Origin of the sequence: Marinobacter salarius, assembly GCF_032922745.1 — a bacterium.
GTDB lineage: Bacteria > Pseudomonadota > Gammaproteobacteria > Pseudomonadales > Oleiphilaceae > Marinobacter.
Genome location: NZ_CP136693.1, coordinates 1,708,843 through 1,728,577, shown reverse-complemented (window position 1 = coordinate 1,728,577; position 19,735 = coordinate 1,708,843). Strand labels below are relative to the sequence as shown.

Sequence of the window (19,735 nt, the reverse complement as noted above, 5' to 3'; positions counted from 1 at the left end):
CTTAGGAAAAGAAGAGGGATACTGATCTGATGGCGGCTTACTGATATTCGGCTAACCGTGCATGTGCCAAGGCGCCTTCGCTACAACTCTGACGATTAATCCGGGATACAACCACTATGTACAAACAGATTAACACCATTAAAACCAATCTCTGGATCAAGGTGCTGACAATGACCGTGTGCATTAACACCACGGCGGTGGCCGACACAACAGAGAATGAAAGAGAGTGGATGGAAGGCTTTCCACCGCCCGAAAACCGTATCATCCGGAATAGCGATCGCGACTTTTTTTCCGCTCCCAAACTCAACTGGTCAGTGTGTCACCTTCGCGAATTGCTACCAACGACAGAAGTATCACGAGGCCTCGGCGCGCCAGTCCCACTTGATTATCAGCTCGACGAAAATATCGCCCAAGTCAAATTCCAGCGCAGCGATACCGGCGACACCATGACCTGGGCAGAGGCTTATACGGCTAATCACACTGACGGAGTAATTGTTCTGCACAAAGGGAAAGTGGTCTACGAGCGCTATTCAGGCTGCCTGGACGGGCAAGGAAAGCACGCGGCCATGTCGATGACCAAATCCGTAACAGGCCTGATCGCCGAAACGCTGATTGCCGAGGGCACGCTTGATGAACACGCTTTAGCCGGAGAGCTTGTGCCGGAACTTAAAGACAGCGCGTTTGGAGACGCCACTGTGCGCCAGATCCTGAACATGACAACCGGCCTTAAATACAGCGAAGACTATTCAGACCCTGATGCCGATGTCTGGGTCTACTCAAAAGCGGCCACACCGCTACCGAAACCTCCCGGATTCGAGGGACCCAGGAGCTACTTCGAATACCTCCAGACCGTTCAACCGGAGGGACAACATGGCGAAGCTTTTGCTTATAAAACCATAAACGTCGATACCATCGGGTGGATCATTGCCAGGGTTACCGGCAAGTCGGTGGCACAACAACTGTCGGAACGCATCTGGCAGAAAATGGGCGCAGAACAGTCCGCATACTTCACCATCGACTCCATCGGAACGCCGTTTGCGGGCGGCGGCTTGAGCATGGGCTTAAGAGACCTTGGCCGTATCGGGCAACTCATGCTGAATGAGGGCTCACTCAACGGGAAGCGTCTGATTCCGCAAGCAGCCATAAAAAGCATCACTGCCGGCGCTGACCCCGATGACTTTGCCAAGGCCAAATACGACACCATTCCAAACGGTAGCTATAAAAGCCTGTGGTGGCTTTTTCACAATGAAAATGGCGCATACGCCGCCAGAGGCATCCATGGTCAGACACTTTACGTTGATCCGACCGCTCAGATGGTGATTGCTCGCTTCGCGTCTCACCCCACTCCCAGCAATGCCATCAATGACGTAACCTCGTTAGCGGCTTACCAAGCACTTGCAGATTACCTTATGAACTAGCCGGTTAGATCTCACGCCGCTGCGCAGAGAGATAGTTTGTCCGTTCCTGGACGGCCGAAACCAGACAGGGTTCGATGTATCGTTTGCTAGTCTGGGCACGGGCAAAGTATGAAGCGAAAGGCATGGGGCAGCGGTCGATTTGGTAGATCCGGGACAGCGAACATGTGGTCTAACCACTTGCCCACCCTCACAATAGTCCGATTAAACCCGCTCTGCAGCGATTATGGGTAGCGCCCTTCGGGCACCACGAATTCAACAAAAAAGCCCGCTAACCCGCGATAAACCTTTTTTATTGGAGTATTCCGACCAGAATAACGAACGACATACCCAGCACCGAAAATCAGGAAACCACCACGTTCACCTCGTAAACGCGCCCGAATACACAGGGAAGCTCAGCCAAGCAAGCACTCGCGTGACAACTTCTGACTGACTTCCCGACGCTGTCGCCGCAAGCGGTTGCCCTGATCGTTGGAGTACCCGGCCCGCAGTTGCTTCTGGATACGGTCCAGCTTTTTCCGATATTCCTCACAGCGGGCGCTTTTGCGCTCACGCTCGCGGGCCTTCTGTTTTTCGGACATCGTTTGCTGGCTACGGCTACTGCTCTCAAGGCTACGGTTCACTTGCTGATTGATCGTGCTCACCCGCTTGCCCCGGGTGATGTTCTCCCGCATGGGAATCAGCGAGGGGCGCTTCAACTCCACATGCTCATGTTCACGAGCCACTGGCTTTATGTCGGTAAAGTGCGCAACGCCCTGGTCATCAACCCAGGTGTACATTTTTTCGGCTGTTGCAACGGCGGGAATAACGAAAAGTACAATTAGTGCGGCCTGCCTCCATGGCATCGGTTTCCACTCCTTGTGGTTTGTGTGTCGGCGCGGGCATTATAAACAAAACCACAGGCGGGTGAGAGGGCCAGCGTGCTTCCTGGCCCACAAATCACGCATCCAGTAGCTCAATCCAGTGCTGAACCGGCACCTGAGCCTTGGTTTCCAGATGCATCTGACAGCCAATGTTGGCGGTGACGATGCGGTCGGGGTTGTCCACGGTCAGGGCCTTGAGCTTGTTGTTCAGCAGGCGCTGGCTGAGCTTGGGCTGGAGAATGGAGTAGGTGCCGGCGGAGCCGCAGCACAGATGTTTTTCCTTGGTTTCCGCCAGATCAATGCCGGCCCTGCGCAATACCTGGTCCACCACGCCGTTCTGCTGCATGGCGTGTTGTAGGGTGCAGGGGCAATGAAAAGCCACTTTGCCGGCACCTTGGGGTACCTTCAGTTTTTCCAGGTCCTGTTTGAGCAGGAAAGCGCCCAGGTCAATGGTCATGTCGCTGACTTTCTGCGCCTTGGCGGCGTACATGGGATCATCTTTTAACAGGTGGCCGTACTCCTGAACCATCGCGCCACAACCGGAAGCGGTCATGATGATGGCCTCAGCGCCAGCTTCAATCGCGGGCCACCAGGCGTCGATGTTGCGGCGCATGGCGTTGAGGGCTTGATCATGTTCCGAGAGGTGATGGTTCACCGCGCCACAGCATCCGGCTTCCGGTGCTTCCACCATGGTGACGCCCAGTTTGTAGAGCACCCGGGCGGCAGCGGCGTTGGTGTTCGGCGTGGCGGAGGGCTGAACGCAACCGGCAAGGGCCAGCACGATGCGGTCGTGGCTGGCAGCCGGCCAGGGGCTGGCCTTTTTTCTGGGCGGTACTTTGGTGCGCAATACGGATGGCAGTACCGGGCGGAACAGTTGGCCCATGCGTAGCAGGAAGCCGAACAGTCGACGGTTGGGAAGTACCCGGGCCAGCGACCAGCGTATCCAGCGCTCTTTGGGTGGCCGTGGCATTTCCTGTTCCATCAGGCCTCGGCTGATGTCGACCAAGCGGCCGTATTTGACGCCGGAAGGACAGGTGGTTTCGCAGCTGCGGCAGGTGAGGCAGCGGTCGAGGTGTTCACGGGATTTTTCGGTGACCTCTTCGCCTTCCAGGAACATTTTCATCAGGTAGATGCGGCCGCGGGGGCCGTCGCGTTCGTCGTTCAGTTCCTGGTACGTTGGGCAGGTGGCGGTGCAGAAGCCGCAATGTACGCAGGCACGCAGGATGGATTCGGCTTCCTGGCCTTCTGGGGTGTTGGCGAATTGTTGGACTAAATTGGTTTGCATCTTTTACCTGCTTTCTGAATATTGGTGCACAAGTGAGCGGGTAGGGCGTATCTGAAACACGCTCCTTCGGCACATCCATGTGACGCTTGGACTCCGCCATCCATGGCTCCGTACAGTTTCAGAGACGCCCTACCCGCTCACTTCCCCGGCATCTTCGTAGCCCTCACAGCCACATATCAGATTCCGGGCTAAATTATTAAAGCCAGCTGTACAGTCGCCCGGGGTTAAAAATACCGTCGGGATCAAACGACTTTTTCAGCCGTTGCTGAATTTCTTTTAGCGCCCTCGGCTGGTGGTGCATTACCTCATCGGTGCGATCCCCGCCGCGGAACAGGCTCACCTGTCCGCCGGCGCGTTGCGCCATGGTTTCCAGTTTGGCGATGTCGGCTTCGCCCCGATACCAGCGTTGGGAGCCGGCCCAGTCGATCAGCCAGGGGCCATCGAGGTCCGGGTTTTCGGCGGTGGAGCCGACGGAGAAGCGCCAAAGCGGTTCATCACCGGCAAAGAATTCGTGCTGCATGTGTTGTAGCTGTTGCCAGAACTGGCCGCCCTGCTCCATCACTTCACCGGTCCACTTTTCGGCAGTGGCCTCAACGGCGGATTTGGCGCCAGCGAGGCGCAGATACACCTTGCCGTCCACCCAGGAGGCGCCAGTGATGGGCTTGGGCTCTTTGGCGCGGCTGTTCATGTAGTGGATGACTTCGTCCATCGCCATGTCCTGCACCAGGGTGAGGGACATCGCCGGTTTGGGCATGACTTTAAGGCTGATTTCGGTGATCGCGCCCAGGGTGCCCATGGCGCCAGCCTGTAGCCGCGAGGTGTCGTAGCCGGCCACGTTTTTCATCACCTGGCCGCCAAAGCGCAGGTGTTCACCTTTGCCGTTGAGCATGCGGATGCCGAGCACCTGGTCCCGTACCGAGCCAGACCAGGGCCGTGCGGGGCCGGACAAGTTGCACGCGAGCGTGCCACCGAGAGTGGAACCATCACCAAACCTGGGCGGTTCGAAGTGCAGGCACTGGCCTTCTTCGGCCAGGGTGGCTTCGATTTCCGCAAGGGTGGTACCGGCACGCGCGGTCAATATCAGTTCCACAGGATGGTATTCGACGATGCCTGTGTGCTCGCCCATGTTCAGAGAGCCGGCATCGGCGTCGGCGGCTCTCCCCATGAAGGCCTTGGTGCCACCGCCTTCGATATTCAGTGTCTGGCCCGTCTTGCGGGCCTGGAGAACCTGCTCCTGCAGCTTTTGAGACAGATCAGCCATGCGCCGCGTCCACCGTGTCGTGCTTGTGTTGTTTGTGCTCGAGTGAGCGGTATTCCTGACAGAAACGCAGGGCGGGGACGCCCTTGCCAGGGTTGAGAATGCCAGCCGGGTCGAAGGCGGCTTTGACGTCGTGGAACTGCTGCAGTTCCTCGTCGTTGAACTGCACGGCCATTTGGCGGATTTTCTCAACGCCAACTCCGTGTTCACCGGTGATACAGCCGCCCACCTCCACGCAAAGATTGAGAATGCTGCTGCCAAAGGCTTCCGTGCGCTCAAACTCGCCGGGCACGTTGGCGTCAAACAGGATCAGCGGGTGCAGGTTGCCGTCGCCGGCGTGGAATACGTTGGCTACCCGCAGGCCGAATTCTTCGGACATCCTCTCCATTTCCAGCAGCACGTGCGCCAGATGCCGGCGCGGAATGGTGCCATCCATGCAGTAGTAATCCGGCGAGATACGGCCTACTGCCGGGAAGGCCGATTTACGGCCTTTCCAGAGTAGCGCCCTCTCCTCTTCGCTCTGGGAGGTTTTGACCGAGGTGGCGCCCAGCTTGCGGAACACGTCCTCGGCCTGCTCAATGTGTTCGTGGACTTCCTCTTCCGTGCCGTCCACTTCACACAACAGCAATGCCTTGGCGTCACGCGGATACCCAGCCTGGGCGAAGTCATCGGCCGCGATAATGGCGTGACCGTCCATCATCTCCAATCCACCGGGGATGATGCCATGGGAAATGATACCTCCCACGGCATCGCCGGCCTTCTGCACACTGTCGAAACCTGCCATCACCACTTGGGCAATTTCCGGTTTTGGCAGCAGTTTGACCTTCACTTCGGTAACGATACCCAGCAAGCCTTCAGACCCGGTCATCAGCGCCAGCAGGTCCATTCCACAGGCATCCAGCGCGTCATTGCCGATGGTCACCCGATCACCCTCGGCCGTGATCATCTCCACGCTGAGAATGTTATGAACCGTCAAACCGTATTTCAGGCAATGCACACCGCCCGAGTTCTCCGCCACGTTGCCACCAATGGTGCAGGCAATCTGCGACGAAGGATCCGGACCGTAATAGAGACCAAACTGGGCAACTTCCTCGCTGATCGCCAGGTTACGCACACCCGGTTGCAGCAAGGCCGTTCGCGCCAGCGGATCGATGTCCAGGATGCGGTTGAACTTGGCCAGCGACAACACCACGCCTTCCTTGTGCGGCATGGCACCGGCACTCAGGCCCGTTCCGGCACCACGGGCCACCACGGGCACTTCGTGCTCGTTGCAGATGCGCATCACTCGTTGCACCTGTTCGGCAGTCTCCGGTAGCACTACTAGCATTGGCATCTCGCAGTACATCGACATGCCGTCGCATTCATAGGGCTTCATGGTTTCGTCATCGGTGATGACGAAGTCCGGATCGATGAACGTACGGAACTGTTCCGCCAGCTCCGCTGCGCTGATTTTCGGTTTGCTGTTCATATCATTCTCTGAGAGTGATGGCTTCCTGTGAGACAGCCATCAACCGCGTTTGGTTTCAAAATGATCAATCCCAGCCTGGGCACAGTCCATATCCTGCTGAGGCGTACCGGAGCTGATTCCGATACCACCAACAACCTCGCCATCGACCATTACCGGCAGACCACCACCAACAGAACTGATGCGGCCACCCACTTCGGTGTGGATGCCGAATGCCAGCTTCCCGGGTACGTTGACCGCGTTATAGTCGTGAGTAGCCTTTTTCGCTGCCGATGCCGTGAAGGACTTGTCCTGGGCGATGGTCACACTGGTGATCTTACCGCCGTCCATACGCTCAAATGCGATCAAATTACCGGACTCATCAGTGATGGCGATGCACATGGGCACGCCGATTTCGCGGGCCTTTTCAGCCGCACCTTCGATCAGAATTCTGGCGTCCGCCAGATCAAGCCGCTTAACCGTCAACATAATCCATTACTCCTCTATTTTTAGCCGTAAACCAGATTGGGTAGCCAAGTGACGACACCCGGGATGAGCACACAGATAAACAAACCGAATGCCTGGATGGCCAAGAATACCAGAGACGATTTGAAGATAGTCCCCATTGTGATGTCCGGCGGGCACACGCCCCGAATATAGAAGAGTGCGTAGCCGAACGGTGGGCTGAGGAACGACATCTGCATGTTCACCAGATAGAGCACACCAAACCAGAGCACCACGTCCGAACCTTCCACGCCGGGCAGGCCGAACAGGCCCGGGAATTCCAGCGCTTCCACAATCGGGATAAAAATAGGCACGGCCAGCAGCAGGATACCAACCCAGTCAAGGAACATCCCCAACACAACCAGCAGGACCATCAACAGCAGCAGGACCGCGTAGGGTGACAGACCAATCCCCAGAATCGTTTCGGTAATAAAGTCCTGACCACCCTGTAGAATGTAGAAGCCGACAAAGACGGACGCACCGAACATGATCCACAGCACCATGGCGGTAGCCTTGGCGGTGGTGACTGATGCATCGCGCAGTGTGGCAACGGAGAATACCTTGTGCTTCATCGCCACCAGGATTGCCCCGAAGGAGCCAATACCGGCCGCTTCCACCGGAGTGGCAATACCGCCAAACAGCAGCCCAAGCACCAGGAAGACCAGAAACAGCGGAGCGATCAGGTCTTTCAACAACCGGAGCTTTTCCTTGAGACCAATGCGCTCACCCTCTGGCACAGGCGGCCCCAGCGTGGGATTAAGCCACGCGCGGGTAGCCACATAGATGACGTACAGACCGGCCAGAATCAACCCCGGAATCACCGAGCCCAGATACAGCTCACCTACTGACTGCTGGGCCACAACCGCGTATAAGATCGCGAGGATAGAGGGCGGGATCAGAATGCCCAAAGTACCCCCGGCCATGATCGAGCCCAACGCGATCTTCTGGTCGTATCCGCGTTTGAGCATCGCCGGGAGCGCAATGATGCCCATGGTTACCACGGCGGCACCGATCACACCGACCATGGCCGCCAGAATCGTGGAGGCCAGAATCGTGGCAATGGCCAGACCACCGCCAAGACCGCCCATCCATTTGTAGACCACGTTGAACATTTCTTCGATAAGCCCGGCCCGCTCCAGCATCGAGGCCATGAAGATAAACAACGGAATGGCCGCCAGGTCCGAGTTGGTCATCATCGGGAAGATGCGGCTGGGAATGATGTTCAACATCATCGAGTCGCCCACCAGATAGATGAACGCCACACCAAGGCCCCCTGTGACGAACGCCAGGGGAAGCCCCATCATCAGTAGCACGGCAAGAGAGCCGAACATGATGTAGGTCAAAGGGCCAATCTTCACATCCGACAGCATGCCGGAGAGCTTGAACAGGAATTTTTCGTCGCTCCAGGGGTCGTAAAACAGGATATTGATGACTTCCACCAACACGACAAAAGCAAGGGCAATCGTGGCGATGATCATCAGCCAGGTGCCGAGCTTGCCGATCAGCGAACCCGTGCCCTGGTTGGTCATGGTTTCTGTGCTCATGCGTGTTGCTCCCGGCCGAGTTTAATGAAAATCGTGATGTCCTTGAGCAGTTTGGACAGGCCCGCCAGGAACAGCAGCGTCGACCCGAGGAGCATAACGCCCTTCACCGGCCAGTACTGAATGCCCCATGTCTCAACGGTTCGTTCGTCCATGGAATAAGAGTTCTCAAGGAAGGTCCAGGAGGTAATCATCAACGCAATCGCGAACATGAAGAAGAACATGGACGTGAAAATATCCATGCCCACGCGGCCCCGAAGTGGCAGGAAGTTGTAAACCACATCAACCCGCACATGGGCGCCGTGCAGCAGTGCAAACGCACCCGCCATCAGGTACTGCATGCCGAACAGCAGAAAACTGGCTTCGTGTACCCAGATGGTGGGCTGGTTGAACAGATAGCGCATAACCACTTCGAAGAAGTAGAACACCACCGCGTTCACGGTCCAGAAGGAAATAAAGACACCGGACTTTTCGCTGATCCAGTCCACTGCCTTGGTGAATCCGTTACTGGCGTCACTGTAATCAACGCTTTTTTTCAATTCCGCTTCAATTTGCTGAAGCTTTTCGTTGGCTTCGGCATTCTTGTCGATGGCTTGTACCCCGCGTTGGGACAGCCAACGGTCCAGTGCCATCATGATCAGCGGCATTACCGCCAGCCAGCCCCAGTAGAACCAGTGAGGCAATACAAAGCCGAACGCACTCAGGTCAGACATGTTTTATCACCTTTAATCACAGAGCGGGGAAGGCAGCGAGCATGCCATCGGCGCGCTCCCTGCCTTCCCCGTGATCGGTTTATTATGGTTATGCAGGCTTACATGCCTTTGATGTCTTCCTCGTTGAGGTAGCCAACGGTCTCGTTCATCATGTACTCAAGCTGGATATCCAGAATCGCCCTGGCATCCTCGTTCTTGCCGGCCCAATTGAACCAGATCGGAATCGCAGCCTTCCGGAACTCTTCCAGATCCTGCTGGCTCAGACGCGTCACCTTCGAGCCATCCTCTTTGAACTTCTCCATCGCTTCAATGTTGCGCTTCTGAATGGTCAGGTAGTGCTTCTGTGAGTAGATACGAACCTCGTCCTCAACCAACTGCTGAAGCTCTGGATCCAGCGCATTCCACGCACGCAGGTTGACGGTCAGGTCCATCAGGTCCACCGGCTGGTAGATGGACATAACACCAGGAGGCCCGAACATGATGTAGTCGGTCACCTGGGAAAAACCCAGTTCGTAGTTAACGGCAGGGCCGACGTAGTCAGCAGCGTCGATGGTGCCCTTCTCCAAAGCCGGGAAGATATCCGAACCCGGCAGACTCACCGTGGACACACCAAACTGCTGGAACACCTCAGCAACCATGCCACCGGGCACACGCATCTTCAGGCCTTCCATATCCGCCAGGCTGTTAACCGGCTTCTTGGAGTGAATAATGTTGGCGTCGTGTTGAATAGGGCCGACGTAGAACAGACCAAACTTCTCGTAGATCTCACGGGTCTTTTCCAGCATGCCCATGGAATAGAACATGATGTCCCACTGGTGCGGCTGATCAGGACCGGCTGGGTAGGACGACAGGAAAACCGAGGCCGGAATCTTTCCGGACCAGTACAGAGTGAAGGGATTCATACCCTGCAGAACGCCGTTACGCACCGCCTCAAAAAGGGCGTTGTTATCCGCGGCAACCGACTTGGCCGGGTACGGCTTGATGATCAGTTCGCCACCGGATTTTTCTTCCATGCTATTGGCCCATTCCTCGAACAGGTCATAGCCTACGGTGCCGGCGTCCCATACCGACTGAATCTTCCAGGTGGTTGCCGCCTGCGCCTGCCCTGCACCGGCTAGCGCCACACCGCAGAAGGCAGCGGCAAGGGCGACTGACTTCAGGAAACCCCGCCGCGGGGCAACGTTTCCGGCCTGCGTATCTGGAGCGCTTAATTGCTCGCTGTTCTCGTTGGTATTCATCGACACATCTCCGTTGACATTGTTTTTATCGGGGTCAGGTCAACACCAGCAACCGCTGGTATTAGATCGATATTCGTAGTCCTGCCGGATTTAGTCCAGAAGATTGCCAACTGGTCAGACCAGTTTTGTAAATGCCGGATAGACGAAAACGCCGTAATGAGCCATATTTACTGGTCCCGAAAGGGATTCTTTAAATCAAGACACGATAAAAACAACTGGTCCGACCAGTGGCCCCAGCAGGAAACATCATGGCAATCGCTCAGGAAATCTCCTATCGACTCGAACGGCTCATTCTCGACGGCGGGCTGGCGCCGGAACAGAAAATGCCCTCGGAACGGCAACTGGCCACCCGTCTTGGCGTGTCCCGTGCCATCATCCGCGAAGCCCTACACGAACTGCAGGGGCGGGGCGTGATTGAAACCCGGCATGGCAAGGGTTCCTTTGTAGCCCGCATCGTGCCCGGCAGCGAGGAAGACGGCGAGGACAGCCCGTTATTGCAGATGTTTACCGGCCACCCGCGCACTCTGTATGACCTGCTCGAGGTACGGGAGCAACTGGAAGGCCAGGCCGCCTACCTGGCCGCACAGCGGGCCACTGCGCTGGACCTCCATCGCATCACCAAGGCCTATTCCGCTCTCGAACAGACCGACCCGCTCACCAACGCCAGGCCAGACCACAGTTTCCACCAGGCCATTGTTGAAGCCTCCCACAACCCAGTTCTGGTGCACGTGCTGAACGGGCTGAAGAACCTTATGCTATTGACCGTGGAGGCCTCCGTAGCCAACCTGAATCCCCGGGAGGAAATGCGCAACAAAATCTCCCGCCAGCACAAACGGATCTATCAGGCAGTGATGGCGGGAAAGCCCGAAGCGGCAAAACGCATCGCCATGGCTCATGTGCGCTTTGTCAGTGACGCCATGCGCACAATTGAGCAACAGGGAACCGCCATTATCCGGGTTTCCCTGCCAGCATCGGCAACACCGGAAAAACCATCGCAAAGGGCATAAACGGCAAAAAGCTTGCGTCAAACGTTCAATAATCCACAATTAACACGCGGAATGTGTGGTGAAAGACCGTAAAACCCCTCTCAAGGGGGATTGATTTGCACGCCCACAGCCCGTAAAACTTGCGCCTTTGTTATATAGCCTCGGGAGTCACCTATGGCGGATTCAGCGCCTCTGATCTGCAAGGACATCCACAAGACCTTTGATCAACTGGAAGTCCTCAAGGGCATTTCACTGGAAACAAAGAAGGGCGACGTCGTCTCCCTGATCGGCAGCTCCGGCTCCGGTAAAAGTACGTTTCTGCGCTGCATCAACATGCTCGAAACACCCACCTCCGGCGACATTATTGTGCACGGCGACCCGATTCGGTTCACCACCAATCGTAAAGGCGAGCGAATTCCGGCGGATAACAAGCAGGTTGAACTGATTCGCGCCCGACTTTCCATGGTCTTTCAAAGCTTCAATCTCTGGTCCCACATGACCGTTCTGGAAAACATCGTTGAAGCTCCTATCCACGTGCTCAAGGTACCCAAGAAAGAAGCCATCGAACGGGCCGAAGCCTATCTCGACAAGGTCGGCATCTACGAGCGCAAGGACTACTACCCGGCCCAGATGTCGGGTGGGCAGCAGCAGCGGGCGGCCATTGCCCGCGCACTGGCCATGGAGCCGGAAGTGATGCTGTTCGACGAACCCACCTCCGCACTCGACCCCGAGCTTGTTGGCGAAGTTTTGAAGGTCATGCAAAACCTCGCGGAAGAAGGCAGAACCATGATCGTGGTCACCCACGAAATGTCTTTTGCACGGGATGTATCGTCCCAGGTCCTGTTCTTGCATCAGGGCGTGATCGAGGAACAAGGCACACCAGACAAGGTCTTCGACAATCCGGAGTCGGAACGAATGAAGCAGTTTCTGGCTCCCAACTTCTGATGTGCAGTGCTATCTTGAAACCAGGTTTCCTTGCCGGGGCAGATCCGCTCCGTAAGAAAACACCAAAACCAGCAAAATAAGGCAGACCACTGCCGATAATAAAGCCCACAAGGCTGACTACTGGAGAAGTGACTCATGAGAAAACTGATTGTTGCGGCAAGCGTCGCCCTGGCCATGATGGCCGGTGTCGCCCACGCCCAGGAACGTAACCTTCGCATCGCCTTCGACTTGCCCTATGAGCCGTTTGAATACAAGGATGAAAACGGCGAGCTGACCGGTTTTGAAGTGGAACTGGCCGAAGCCATGTGTGAAGAGATGAACGCCAACTGCGAATTCGTCATCCAGGCATGGGACGGTATGATTCCGGGCCTGCTGGCGCGCAAGTTCGACCTGATCATGTCCTCCATGTCCATTACGCCCGAGCGTGCTGAGCGTGTGCTGTTCTCCGAGCCGTACTACAACACTCCGGGTGGCTGGTTCGGCCCCGAGAGCTTCAACACCGACGTCACTGACATGGCCGCCATGGAAGGAATGACCGTTGGCGTACAGCGCGGCACCACCATGGACACCTTCGTAACCGAGGAAATGGGCGGCGTTGTAACCATCAAGCGCTACACCACCGCTGACGATATGGTCCTTGACCTGGAAGGCCAGCGCCTGGACGTGGTCTTTGTGGACTACCCGGTGGGTGAGCAGACCGTCCTGAGCAAGGATGGCTTCAAGGAAGTGGGTGAAGCGGTCAAGCTCGGCCAGGGCGTGGGCGTTGCCATGCGCAAGCGTGACGAGGAACTGGCGCAGGAAGTGAACGCAGCCCTCGCCACCTTGAAGGAAGATGGTACCTACGACACCATCATGGAAAAGTACTTCGCATACGACGTCAAGATGTAAAACTGGCCCGGGGGCAGCGGTTTTGGCTGCCCCCTGCTTACCGGATGCTTCCATGATCGACTTGAAAGGCTACGGCCCGGCCCTGTTGGATGGGGCGGTGGTCACCATTGAACTGGCCCTCCTTTCCCTGGCCCTCTCTGTGGCTCTCGGGCTGATTGGCGCCTCCGCCAAACTGTCCAAAAGCCGTGTGGCCATAGGAATAGCCACCACTTATACCACCCTGATCCGTGGCGTACCGGATCTGGTCATGATGCTTCTGTTTTATTACGGCGGGCAGGTGGCCGTTAACAACCTGTCTGATTATTTGTACAACGCCTACGGCGTGGATTTCTTTTTCCAGTTTGATCCATTTATCGCCGGCGTCCTTACCATTGGCCTGATTTTTGGCGCCTACATGGCAGAAACCTTCCGGGGAGCCTTCCTGGCGGTGGAAAGCGGCCAGATTGAAGCGGCCCGCGCTTATGGCTTCAGCCGATGGCGCACATTCCATCGAATCATATTTCCGCAAATGCTGCGCCATGCCCTGCCCGGCATTGGCAATAACTGGCAGGTACTGCTGAAAACCACCGCACTGGTGTCCATCATTGGCCTGACCGATATGGTGCGGGTTGCGGAGGAAGCGGCCAAGGCTGAACGCATGCCGTTCCACTTCTTTATTCCGGTGGCGTTTGTCTACCTCAGCCTCACAGCCGGGTCCGAGCTGTTTATCAAGTGGCTCAACAAGCGCGCCAATATTGGCGTGGTACAGGGGAGCTGAACCATGCCTGAATTCCTTGCTGAACTGCTGAACCAGAACGAGATCTTTACCGCTCCCACGATTATGGAATATTGGCGCGGACTGGTAACGACGGTTCAATTGGTCTTTCTGTCGCTGATCCTGGGCCTGGTACTTGCCGTTCCCCTGGCGATCATGCGCACCTCAAAGAACCCGCTGATCAACGGCCCTGTCTGGTTCTATACCTATATTTTCCGGGGCACACCGCTGTTGATCCAGCTGTACATCATTTACTACGGTCTGGCCCAGATCGAAGGTATCCAGCAAACGTTCTGGTGGGATATCTTTCGCGAAGCCTTTTACCCGGCGCTGCTGGCCTTCACGCTGAATACCGCCGCCTACACCACGGAGATCATCCGTGGCGCCATTGTGGCCACGCCCAGCGGTGAAATTGAAGCGGCAAAGGCCTATGGCATGAGCTGGGAACTGCGGATGCGCCGGATAATCCTGCCAAGTGCGGCCAGGCGGGGTGTGCAGGCGTATTCCAACGAAGTCATTTTCATGCTTCACGCCAGTGCCATTGCCAGCGTGGTAACGCTGGTGGATCTGACCGGCGCGGCGCGGAATATCTATTCCCGGTTCTACGCTCCCTTTGACGCGTTTATCTTTGTGGCGCTGCTGTACATGATTCTAACGTTCATGCTGGTGTTTGCTTTCCGCAAGCTGGAAAACTATCTGTTGCAGCATCAACGGCCGGTTAGCGGCTGACCGACCAAAAGGTACCATTCAGCCCGGAGCGTAGGTGGAATGATTTTTAGTCCCGGCCTTGACTGGCTTTCCCAAACGCTTGCACGAGCAGAGCGCGCCGCGTCTGAAAAGATTGTTGTTCTGGACGACGGCACGGGGCTGCAGCTTCAGGAGTCCGGGCTCCTCTATCTGGAACCCCCTGCTGGTCGCCCCAACCCCAACCATGAGTCGCTGATTGTTTCCGCCGGCATCCACGGTAATGAAACCGCACCCATTGAGGTTTTGAACCATCTACTCAATGAGCTGATCGACGGCCAATGGCAACTGGCCTGCCCGGCCCTGTTGATCCTCGGCAATCCGCCAGCGATGGACGCCGGTCAGCGGTTTATTGACGTGAACCTCAACCGCCTGTTCGGCGGCGCCCACCGTAAACCGGAATACCGGGGTTTCCCCGAGGCGGAGCGGGCCCGGCTGCTGGAGGACGCGTGTAAAGCCTTCGCCGCCAGGCACTCATCCAATGTGTCTCACTACGACCTGCACACGGCTATTCGGCCATCATTGCGAGAGAAGTTTGCACTCTATCCGTTTGTGGAAGGACGAGATGTTCCCGAAAGGCAGGTTGATTTCCTGTTGGAAGCGGAGGTGGACACCCTGCTCTTGCAGCACCGTGAAGGCACCACCTTTGCCTCGTTCTCCTCGTCCGAACTCGGAGCGGAAAGCTTCACCGTGGAGCTCGGAAAAGTAAGGCCTTTCGGCCAGAACGACCTCAGCCGGTTCAGCGGAATTGCCAATGCCCTGCGGCGTCGACTGAAAGGCGAGGCACCGCCGAAGAGAGACAAGGCTTCAGCACCCATAACGGTGTTTGAAGTGGTGCACGAAATCCTGAACACCGGCGACAGCTTCCAATTCCACGTGCCGGACGACGTCGCCAACTTCACCATGTACGACCCGGGCACGGTGATATGGGAAGACGATGACACCTGCTACAAAGTAGGCGACGCCCCCGAAGGCATTGTCTTCCCCAATCGCGACGTGCCCGTGGGCCAGAGGGTGGGTCTGATGATCAGACCCACTCGCGGCTAGGCCGGCGCGTTCTCTGGCTCCGCCACCTTACAACTGATCACCCGGGTACAGACCGCCGGTACCACCAGCAACGTGAGTACCGTGGAGGCCAGCAGGCCGGAGATAATGGCCCAGGCCATCGGCGGCCACAGTGTGGAACTGGAGAACGCCAACGGCAACAAACCTGCAACGGTGGTCGCAGTGGTCAGCAGGATGGGCCGGGTGCGCTGCTCCACCGCCTTACGGACGGCATCACGGATGTCATCCCCCTTCTCCAACTGCCGATCCATCACATCCAGCAACACGATGGCATTGTTCACCACAATCCCCACCAGGGCGATGACGCCCAGCAGCGACTGAAAGCCGAACGGTGAGCCGGAGAATACCAACCCCGGGAAGATACCCACGGTGGCCAGTGGCACTGTCAGCAGGATGATGCCTACACGCCGGAAGGAATTGAACTGTATCAACAGGAAGAACAGCAACAGCAACACACCAATGGGCGCCGTGGTCAGCAAGGCGTTGTTGGCATCGCCGGAGCCCTCGGCGTCACCGCCCATGTCCAGCCGGGTACCCGGGGGCAAGGGGTTTTCTGCGAGCCCTGCTTCCAGCCCTTCCAGAGCCTGACTGAAGCTGTAATCTGCCATCAGATTGGACCAGACCGTATTCATCCGGGTGCCATTGCGCTGGAACAGGGCCGCCGATTGCCAGGACGTTTCCACCGAGGCAATAGCGGAGAGAGGCACTGCGTCGCCCCGATCGTTGTAGATATTCACCGACAACAACCGTGGCAATGACAGGCTGGTGCCTTCCCGGGAGCGCAACACCAGGGGAATCGGATCTTCTTCCTGGCGATACTGTTCAGCCACCACACCAAAGCTCTGACCGTAGAGGCTTTGGGCAACATCGGCACGGTTCAGGCCGTATCGGGCCGCGCTGGCATCGTCCACATTGATGGCAATGCTCGGTACGCCGATATCCAGGTTGTGGCGCACATCCACCGTGCCCTTAACGCTGCGTAACGCCGAGAACACCTGTTCCACGGCACGGGCGCGGGTGTCGTCGTTGGCGTGATAGACCCGCACTTCCACCGGCGCTGCCCGTGGCGGCCCCTGCCCCAGTATTCCCGCTGTTAACTGCAACTCCGGCATTTCATGCCCGGCGTAGTCACGAATCCACTGCACCAGGCCGGTGGTGTCTTCCAGGGTGGGCGTTGATACCACGATTCGCCCGCGGTTCGGCGCCTGGGGCTCACGCTGCAGATTGTAATAGAAGCTGGGGCCGGTAAAGCCAACAAACCGATGCACCTCCAGGGCCTCTGGTCGGGAGCGGATCGCACGCTCAAGGTCGGCCGCCACACTGGACGTGCGCTCCTGATCCGTGCCTTCGGGCATGTAAAGCTCAACCACCACCTGGGGACGATCCGCGTTGGGGAAAAACTGCTGTTTCATGAACGGCGTGAGTGACAGGCTGAACACCACCAGTGCCGTACCCGCAAGGATCAAGGTGCCCGGACGCCTGGCCACCAGGGCGCCGAGAAAACGGGAAAGCCCAACCAGCTTGTCTTCCCGCGCGTCTGTCTTGCGGGGTTTCAGGAAGCGGGCCGCCAGCAGCGGTACGGCGGACACCGCCAGCAGATAACTGACGGAGAGGGTGAGCATGATCATCACTGGCACACCACGGGTGAAATCCGCCGTGCCACCCTTGGACAGCAACAACGGCATGAACGCCGCGATGGTAGTGCCCGTGGAGGCTCCCAGCGGTCCCGCCAGCTCCTTCACAGATTGTTTCAGGGCGTCCAGCCGTCGCATGCCGTCATCCAGGTACCCCTGAATGCTCTCGACAATCACAATGGCGTTGTCGATCAGGATACCGAGGGAAATCACCATGCCGATGACAGCAATCTGGTGCAGTACACCACCCCCCAAGTCATAAAGGCCGATACTGATCAACGCCACCATCGGCAGGATCGACGCCACCAGCAGCCCCATGCGGATGCCCATACCGGTGAACACCACGGCCACAATGATGATAACGGACATCACCAGGCTCCAGGCCAGGTTGTCGAGCCGCTCTTCCACCTTATCGGGCTGGAAGAACATCTCGCGGATTTCATAGGGAGCGAACTCGTCACGGATCGTCGATAGCCGTTCCCGCACACGTTCGCCAAACCGAATGGCGTCGGTACTGCCCTCCTCCATGATCATGGAAACCAGCACTACCCGTTCACCGTCGTACCAGGCTTCCGGTTGCCGGGGCTCCGCTGGGCCACGCCAGACTTCAGCAGCCGCGGCGAGGGGCACCTGGGAGCCGTCCGGCAGTTCAATGGGCGTCGCGCGAATGGCATCCACACTGGTGAATTCGCTGTTTGGCAACACCGACAGACGACGACCGTCGGCGATAACAAAACCGCCCGGCGTGGTCTGGTTGCGGCGCGCCAACGTGTCCAGCACGCGTGCGGGGGAAATGCCCAGCCGGTACATGGCTGCGTCGTCCAGCGCCAGGGTGATCTGTTCGTCCGCGTCACCCTCCAGTTCAATACGGGACACGCCGGAAATGTCCGCCAGATTCTGTTTCAGGCGCTCCGCCACGTCGCTCAGTTCGGTAACCGAACCAGAACCGCTGACCGCAAGAATAATGGCAGGAATATCAATCAGGCGGTCGTCCAGAACCATCTGGCCAACGTCATCCGGGAAATCCAGGCGCGCCCGGTCCATGGCCTGGCGGACACGGTCCCAGGCGGAATCGGTATCGTAGATGGTGTCGTTCAGGCGCACGTTGAAAATCGCCACACCGGTGCGGGCAGTGGCCTGGGTGTAATCAACCTCCTCCACCTGGCGCAACTCGTCCGACAATGGCTGCAGTACCAACCGCTCAACGGCTTCGGCGCTGGCGCCTGGGTAGTTGATGCTAATCAGACCGGCGCGATAGGGAAATGAAGGATCTTCCTGGCGCGGCATGGTGCTGTAGGCCGCAATCCCCAGGAGGCACAGCATGGTCACCACCATGCCCAGCAAGCGTTGAAAGTTCAGCAGGCGCAGTGACATCAGCGCACCTCCACGGAATCACCGTCGGAAATACGGGTCATGCCGGCAAAGACCACCTGATCACCAGCGCTAAGATCGGAGGCATCCACCACTACACGCTCACCGATAATCCGCTGCACCGTCACCGGCACACGGCGGGCAACGCCATCGGAAATGCGGAACACGCTGGCGCCTCCGTTGGATTTCATCACCGACAACAACGGCACCGTCGTGGCCACGGTTTCACGGGGCGTAATACCCACTTCCACCGGCTCCCCGGGTTCGAGGGTATCTGCCGGCAGGCTGACCAATACCGGATGGAGCTCGCCGCGAACACCTCCGGGCTGGGCAATTTCCACAATGGAGCCGGTGACTGGCGCACGGTTGCGATCCTGCACCGACCAGACCGGCAGCAGTTGCGACAGCGACACATGGTTGAGCATGTACGCCGGTACCCGCACTTCCACTTCGCGTCCCTCCGGGGACGACAGACGCATCACCGGCTGGCCGGAGGCCACAAACTCATCCCGCTCCACCAGCAAGGCTTCAACCCGGCCGTCGAACGGCGCCCTCAGCTCACTCTCTCGCAGTAAGCGTGTGGCCTCGGCAAGAGATGCTTCGGCCGTTGCCATACTGGCTTTCAGGCTGTCCCGCCGGGAGGCCAGTTGCTCAAGCCCCTGCTCCGACACCACCCCGCGCTCGTGCAGTTGGCGGGAACGCTCCCATTCCCGTTTGGCCTGATCATATTGGGTTCTGAGTTCGTCCAGCCTGGCGGCTGCGGAATCCCGCGCCGGTTCCAGTGCAGGATTATATACCCGCGCCAGCAGGTCACCGGTCTTGACGGTCTGCCCCAGTTCAACCGCGCGCTCTCGAAGGGTGCCACTCACCTGGAACGTCAGCGTTGCCCGTTGGGCCGCCCGAACGATACCGGAGAAACGTAGCGACACGCCCTCAGTCTGGCCGCCCGTCACCTCGGCAGCACGCACCGTCACCGGGTCAGCGCCCTGTTCAGGCGCCGGTTCACTGGATTTACAGGCGCTGACAAGGAAGCTTGCAGCGGCCAAGAGGGAAACAATGGCGGAACGCCGGGCGATGCTCATCGAGA

At 57.8% G+C, this 19,735-nt stretch carries 17 protein-coding genes; 7 read left to right on the top strand and 10 right to left on the bottom strand.

The features are described 5' to 3' along the window. Window positions 1-116: 116 nt before the first annotated feature. Complete coding sequence (locus R1T46_RS07875; protein WP_317307913.1) at window positions 117-1,418, top strand: serine hydrolase; 1,302 nt, start codon at window positions 117-119, stop codon at window positions 1,416-1,418. Between the two features lie 392 nt (window positions 1,419-1,810). Here R1T46_RS07875 and R1T46_RS07870 read toward each other — a convergent pair whose 3' ends face one another. From R1T46_RS07870 to dctP, 8 genes are all read right to left on the bottom strand, one after another. Further along, window positions 1,811-2,260, bottom strand: coding sequence for a DUF4124 domain-containing protein (locus tag R1T46_RS07870; RefSeq protein WP_317307912.1), 450 nt, complete (start codon window positions 2,258-2,260; stop codon window positions 1,811-1,813). A 94-nt stretch (window positions 2,261-2,354) separates the two neighbouring features. Next, entirely contained in the window at window positions 2,355-3,563 is a 1,209-nt protein-coding gene (gene glcF / locus R1T46_RS07865) for a glycolate oxidase subunit GlcF (RefSeq protein ID WP_300495467.1), read from the bottom strand. Window positions 3,564-3,759: 196 nt separating this feature from the next. Further along, a complete protein-coding gene (gene glcE / locus R1T46_RS07860) occupies window positions 3,760-4,824 on the bottom strand; it encodes a glycolate oxidase subunit GlcE (RefSeq protein ID WP_317307911.1) in 1,065 nt (354 codons plus the stop codon). Continuing rightward, a complete protein-coding gene (locus tag R1T46_RS07855; RefSeq protein ID WP_317307910.1) occupies window positions 4,817-6,289 on the bottom strand; it encodes an FAD-linked oxidase C-terminal domain-containing protein in 1,473 nt (490 codons plus the stop codon). Before R1T46_RS07855 ends, glcE begins: the two co-directional genes overlap by 8 nt. Window positions 6,290-6,328: 39 nt before the next feature. Then, window positions 6,329-6,754, bottom strand: coding sequence for a GlcG/HbpS family heme-binding protein (locus tag R1T46_RS07850; RefSeq protein WP_007153417.1), 426 nt, complete (start codon window positions 6,752-6,754; stop codon window positions 6,329-6,331). Between the two features lie 20 nt (window positions 6,755-6,774). Beyond that, window positions 6,775-8,313, bottom strand: a complete 1,539-nt coding sequence (locus R1T46_RS07845) for a TRAP transporter large permease subunit (protein WP_317307909.1) — start codon at window positions 8,311-8,313, stop codon at window positions 6,775-6,777. Continuing rightward, entirely contained in the window at window positions 8,310-9,023 is a 714-nt protein-coding gene (locus R1T46_RS07840; RefSeq protein WP_317307908.1) for a TRAP transporter small permease subunit, read from the bottom strand. The genes R1T46_RS07845 and R1T46_RS07840 overlap by 4 nt, the downstream gene beginning before the upstream one ends. Window positions 9,024-9,121: 98 nt before the next feature. Beyond that, entirely contained in the window at window positions 9,122-10,261 is a 1,140-nt protein-coding gene (dctP, locus tag R1T46_RS07835) for a TRAP transporter substrate-binding protein DctP (RefSeq protein WP_317307907.1), read from the bottom strand. Window positions 10,262-10,509: 248 nt separating this feature from the next. On the opposite strand from dctP, the gene R1T46_RS07830 reads away from it, so the two are divergent. The 6 genes from R1T46_RS07830 to astE all read left to right on the top strand — a co-directional run bounded on the left by R1T46_RS07830 (window position 10,510) and on the right by astE (window position 15,625). Continuing rightward, complete coding sequence (locus R1T46_RS07830; RefSeq protein ID WP_278367425.1) at window positions 10,510-11,268, top strand: FCD domain-containing protein; 759 nt, start codon at window positions 10,510-10,512, stop codon at window positions 11,266-11,268. A gap of 153 nt (window positions 11,269-11,421) precedes the next feature. Beyond that, window positions 11,422-12,192, top strand: a complete 771-nt coding sequence (locus tag R1T46_RS07825; protein ID WP_317307906.1) for an ABC transporter ATP-binding protein — start codon at window positions 11,422-11,424, stop codon at window positions 12,190-12,192. Window positions 12,193-12,327: 135 nt separating this feature from the next. Next, on the top strand, window positions 12,328-13,080 hold the full coding sequence (locus R1T46_RS07820) for a transporter substrate-binding domain-containing protein (protein WP_317307905.1): 753 nt from the start codon (window positions 12,328-12,330) through the stop codon (window positions 13,078-13,080). Between the two features lie 52 nt (window positions 13,081-13,132). Beyond that, a complete protein-coding gene (locus R1T46_RS07815) occupies window positions 13,133-13,837 on the top strand; it encodes an ABC transporter permease (protein WP_317307904.1) in 705 nt (234 codons plus the stop codon). A 3-nt stretch (window positions 13,838-13,840) separates the two neighbouring features. After that, window positions 13,841-14,563, top strand: a complete 723-nt coding sequence (locus R1T46_RS07810) for an ABC transporter permease (RefSeq protein ID WP_317307903.1) — start codon at window positions 13,841-13,843, stop codon at window positions 14,561-14,563. A gap of 39 nt (window positions 14,564-14,602) precedes the next feature. Next, the gene (astE, locus tag R1T46_RS07805; protein ID WP_317307902.1) at window positions 14,603-15,625 is read left to right on the top strand and encodes a succinylglutamate desuccinylase; all 1,023 of its coding nucleotides are present in this window, start codon (window positions 14,603-14,605) and stop codon (window positions 15,623-15,625) included. Here the strand turns inward: astE and R1T46_RS07800 are convergent. Both R1T46_RS07800 and R1T46_RS07795 read right to left on the bottom strand, forming a co-directional pair. Further along, window positions 15,622-18,651, bottom strand: coding sequence for an efflux RND transporter permease subunit (locus tag R1T46_RS07800; protein ID WP_317307901.1), 3,030 nt, complete (start codon window positions 18,649-18,651; stop codon window positions 15,622-15,624). The two genes, astE and R1T46_RS07800, sit on opposite strands and share 4 nt — an antisense overlap. Beyond that, window positions 18,651-19,730, bottom strand: coding sequence for an efflux RND transporter periplasmic adaptor subunit (locus tag R1T46_RS07795; RefSeq protein WP_317308279.1), 1,080 nt, complete (start codon window positions 19,728-19,730; stop codon window positions 18,651-18,653). Before R1T46_RS07795 ends, R1T46_RS07800 begins: the two co-directional genes overlap by 1 nt. Between the last annotated feature and the right edge of the window lie 5 nt (window positions 19,731-19,735).

Excerpts from the sequence above, each read along its gene's own strand:
- R1T46_RS07875 (WP_317307913.1), top strand. The coding sequence starts at position 117 with ATGTACAAACAGATTAACACCATTAAAACCAATCTCTGGATCAAGGTG.
- R1T46_RS07870 (WP_317307912.1), bottom strand. The coding sequence starts at position 2,260 with ATGCCATGGAGGCAGGCCGCACTAATTGTACTTTTCGTTATTCCCGCC.
- glcF (WP_300495467.1), bottom strand. The coding sequence starts at position 3,563 with ATGCAAACCAATTTAGTCCAACAATTCGCCAACACCCCAGAAGGCCAG.
- glcE (WP_317307911.1), bottom strand. The coding sequence starts at position 4,824 with ATGGCTGATCTGTCTCAAAAGCTGCAGGAGCAGGTTCTCCAGGCCCGC.
- R1T46_RS07855 (WP_317307910.1), bottom strand. The coding sequence starts at position 6,289 with ATGAACAGCAAACCGAAAATCAGCGCAGCGGAGCTGGCGGAACAGTTC.
- R1T46_RS07850 (WP_007153417.1), bottom strand. The coding sequence starts at position 6,754 with ATGTTGACGGTTAAGCGGCTTGATCTGGCGGACGCCAGAATTCTGATC.
- R1T46_RS07845 (WP_317307909.1), bottom strand. The coding sequence starts at position 8,313 with ATGAGCACAGAAACCATGACCAACCAGGGCACGGGTTCGCTGATCGGC.
- R1T46_RS07840 (WP_317307908.1), bottom strand. The coding sequence starts at position 9,023 with ATGTCTGACCTGAGTGCGTTCGGCTTTGTATTGCCTCACTGGTTCTAC.
- dctP (WP_317307907.1), bottom strand. The coding sequence starts at position 10,261 with ATGAATACCAACGAGAACAGCGAGCAATTAAGCGCTCCAGATACGCAG.
- R1T46_RS07830 (WP_278367425.1), top strand. The coding sequence starts at position 10,510 with ATGGCAATCGCTCAGGAAATCTCCTATCGACTCGAACGGCTCATTCTC.
- R1T46_RS07825 (WP_317307906.1), top strand. The coding sequence starts at position 11,422 with ATGGCGGATTCAGCGCCTCTGATCTGCAAGGACATCCACAAGACCTTT.
- R1T46_RS07820 (WP_317307905.1), top strand. The coding sequence starts at position 12,328 with ATGAGAAAACTGATTGTTGCGGCAAGCGTCGCCCTGGCCATGATGGCC.
- R1T46_RS07815 (WP_317307904.1), top strand. The coding sequence starts at position 13,133 with ATGATCGACTTGAAAGGCTACGGCCCGGCCCTGTTGGATGGGGCGGTG.
- R1T46_RS07810 (WP_317307903.1), top strand. The coding sequence starts at position 13,841 with ATGCCTGAATTCCTTGCTGAACTGCTGAACCAGAACGAGATCTTTACC.
- astE (WP_317307902.1), top strand. The coding sequence starts at position 14,603 with ATGATTTTTAGTCCCGGCCTTGACTGGCTTTCCCAAACGCTTGCACGA.
- R1T46_RS07800 (WP_317307901.1), bottom strand. The coding sequence starts at position 18,651 with ATGTCACTGCGCCTGCTGAACTTTCAACGCTTGCTGGGCATGGTGGTG.
- R1T46_RS07795 (WP_317308279.1), bottom strand. The coding sequence starts at position 19,730 with ATGAGCATCGCCCGGCGTTCCGCCATTGTTTCCCTCTTGGCCGCTGCA.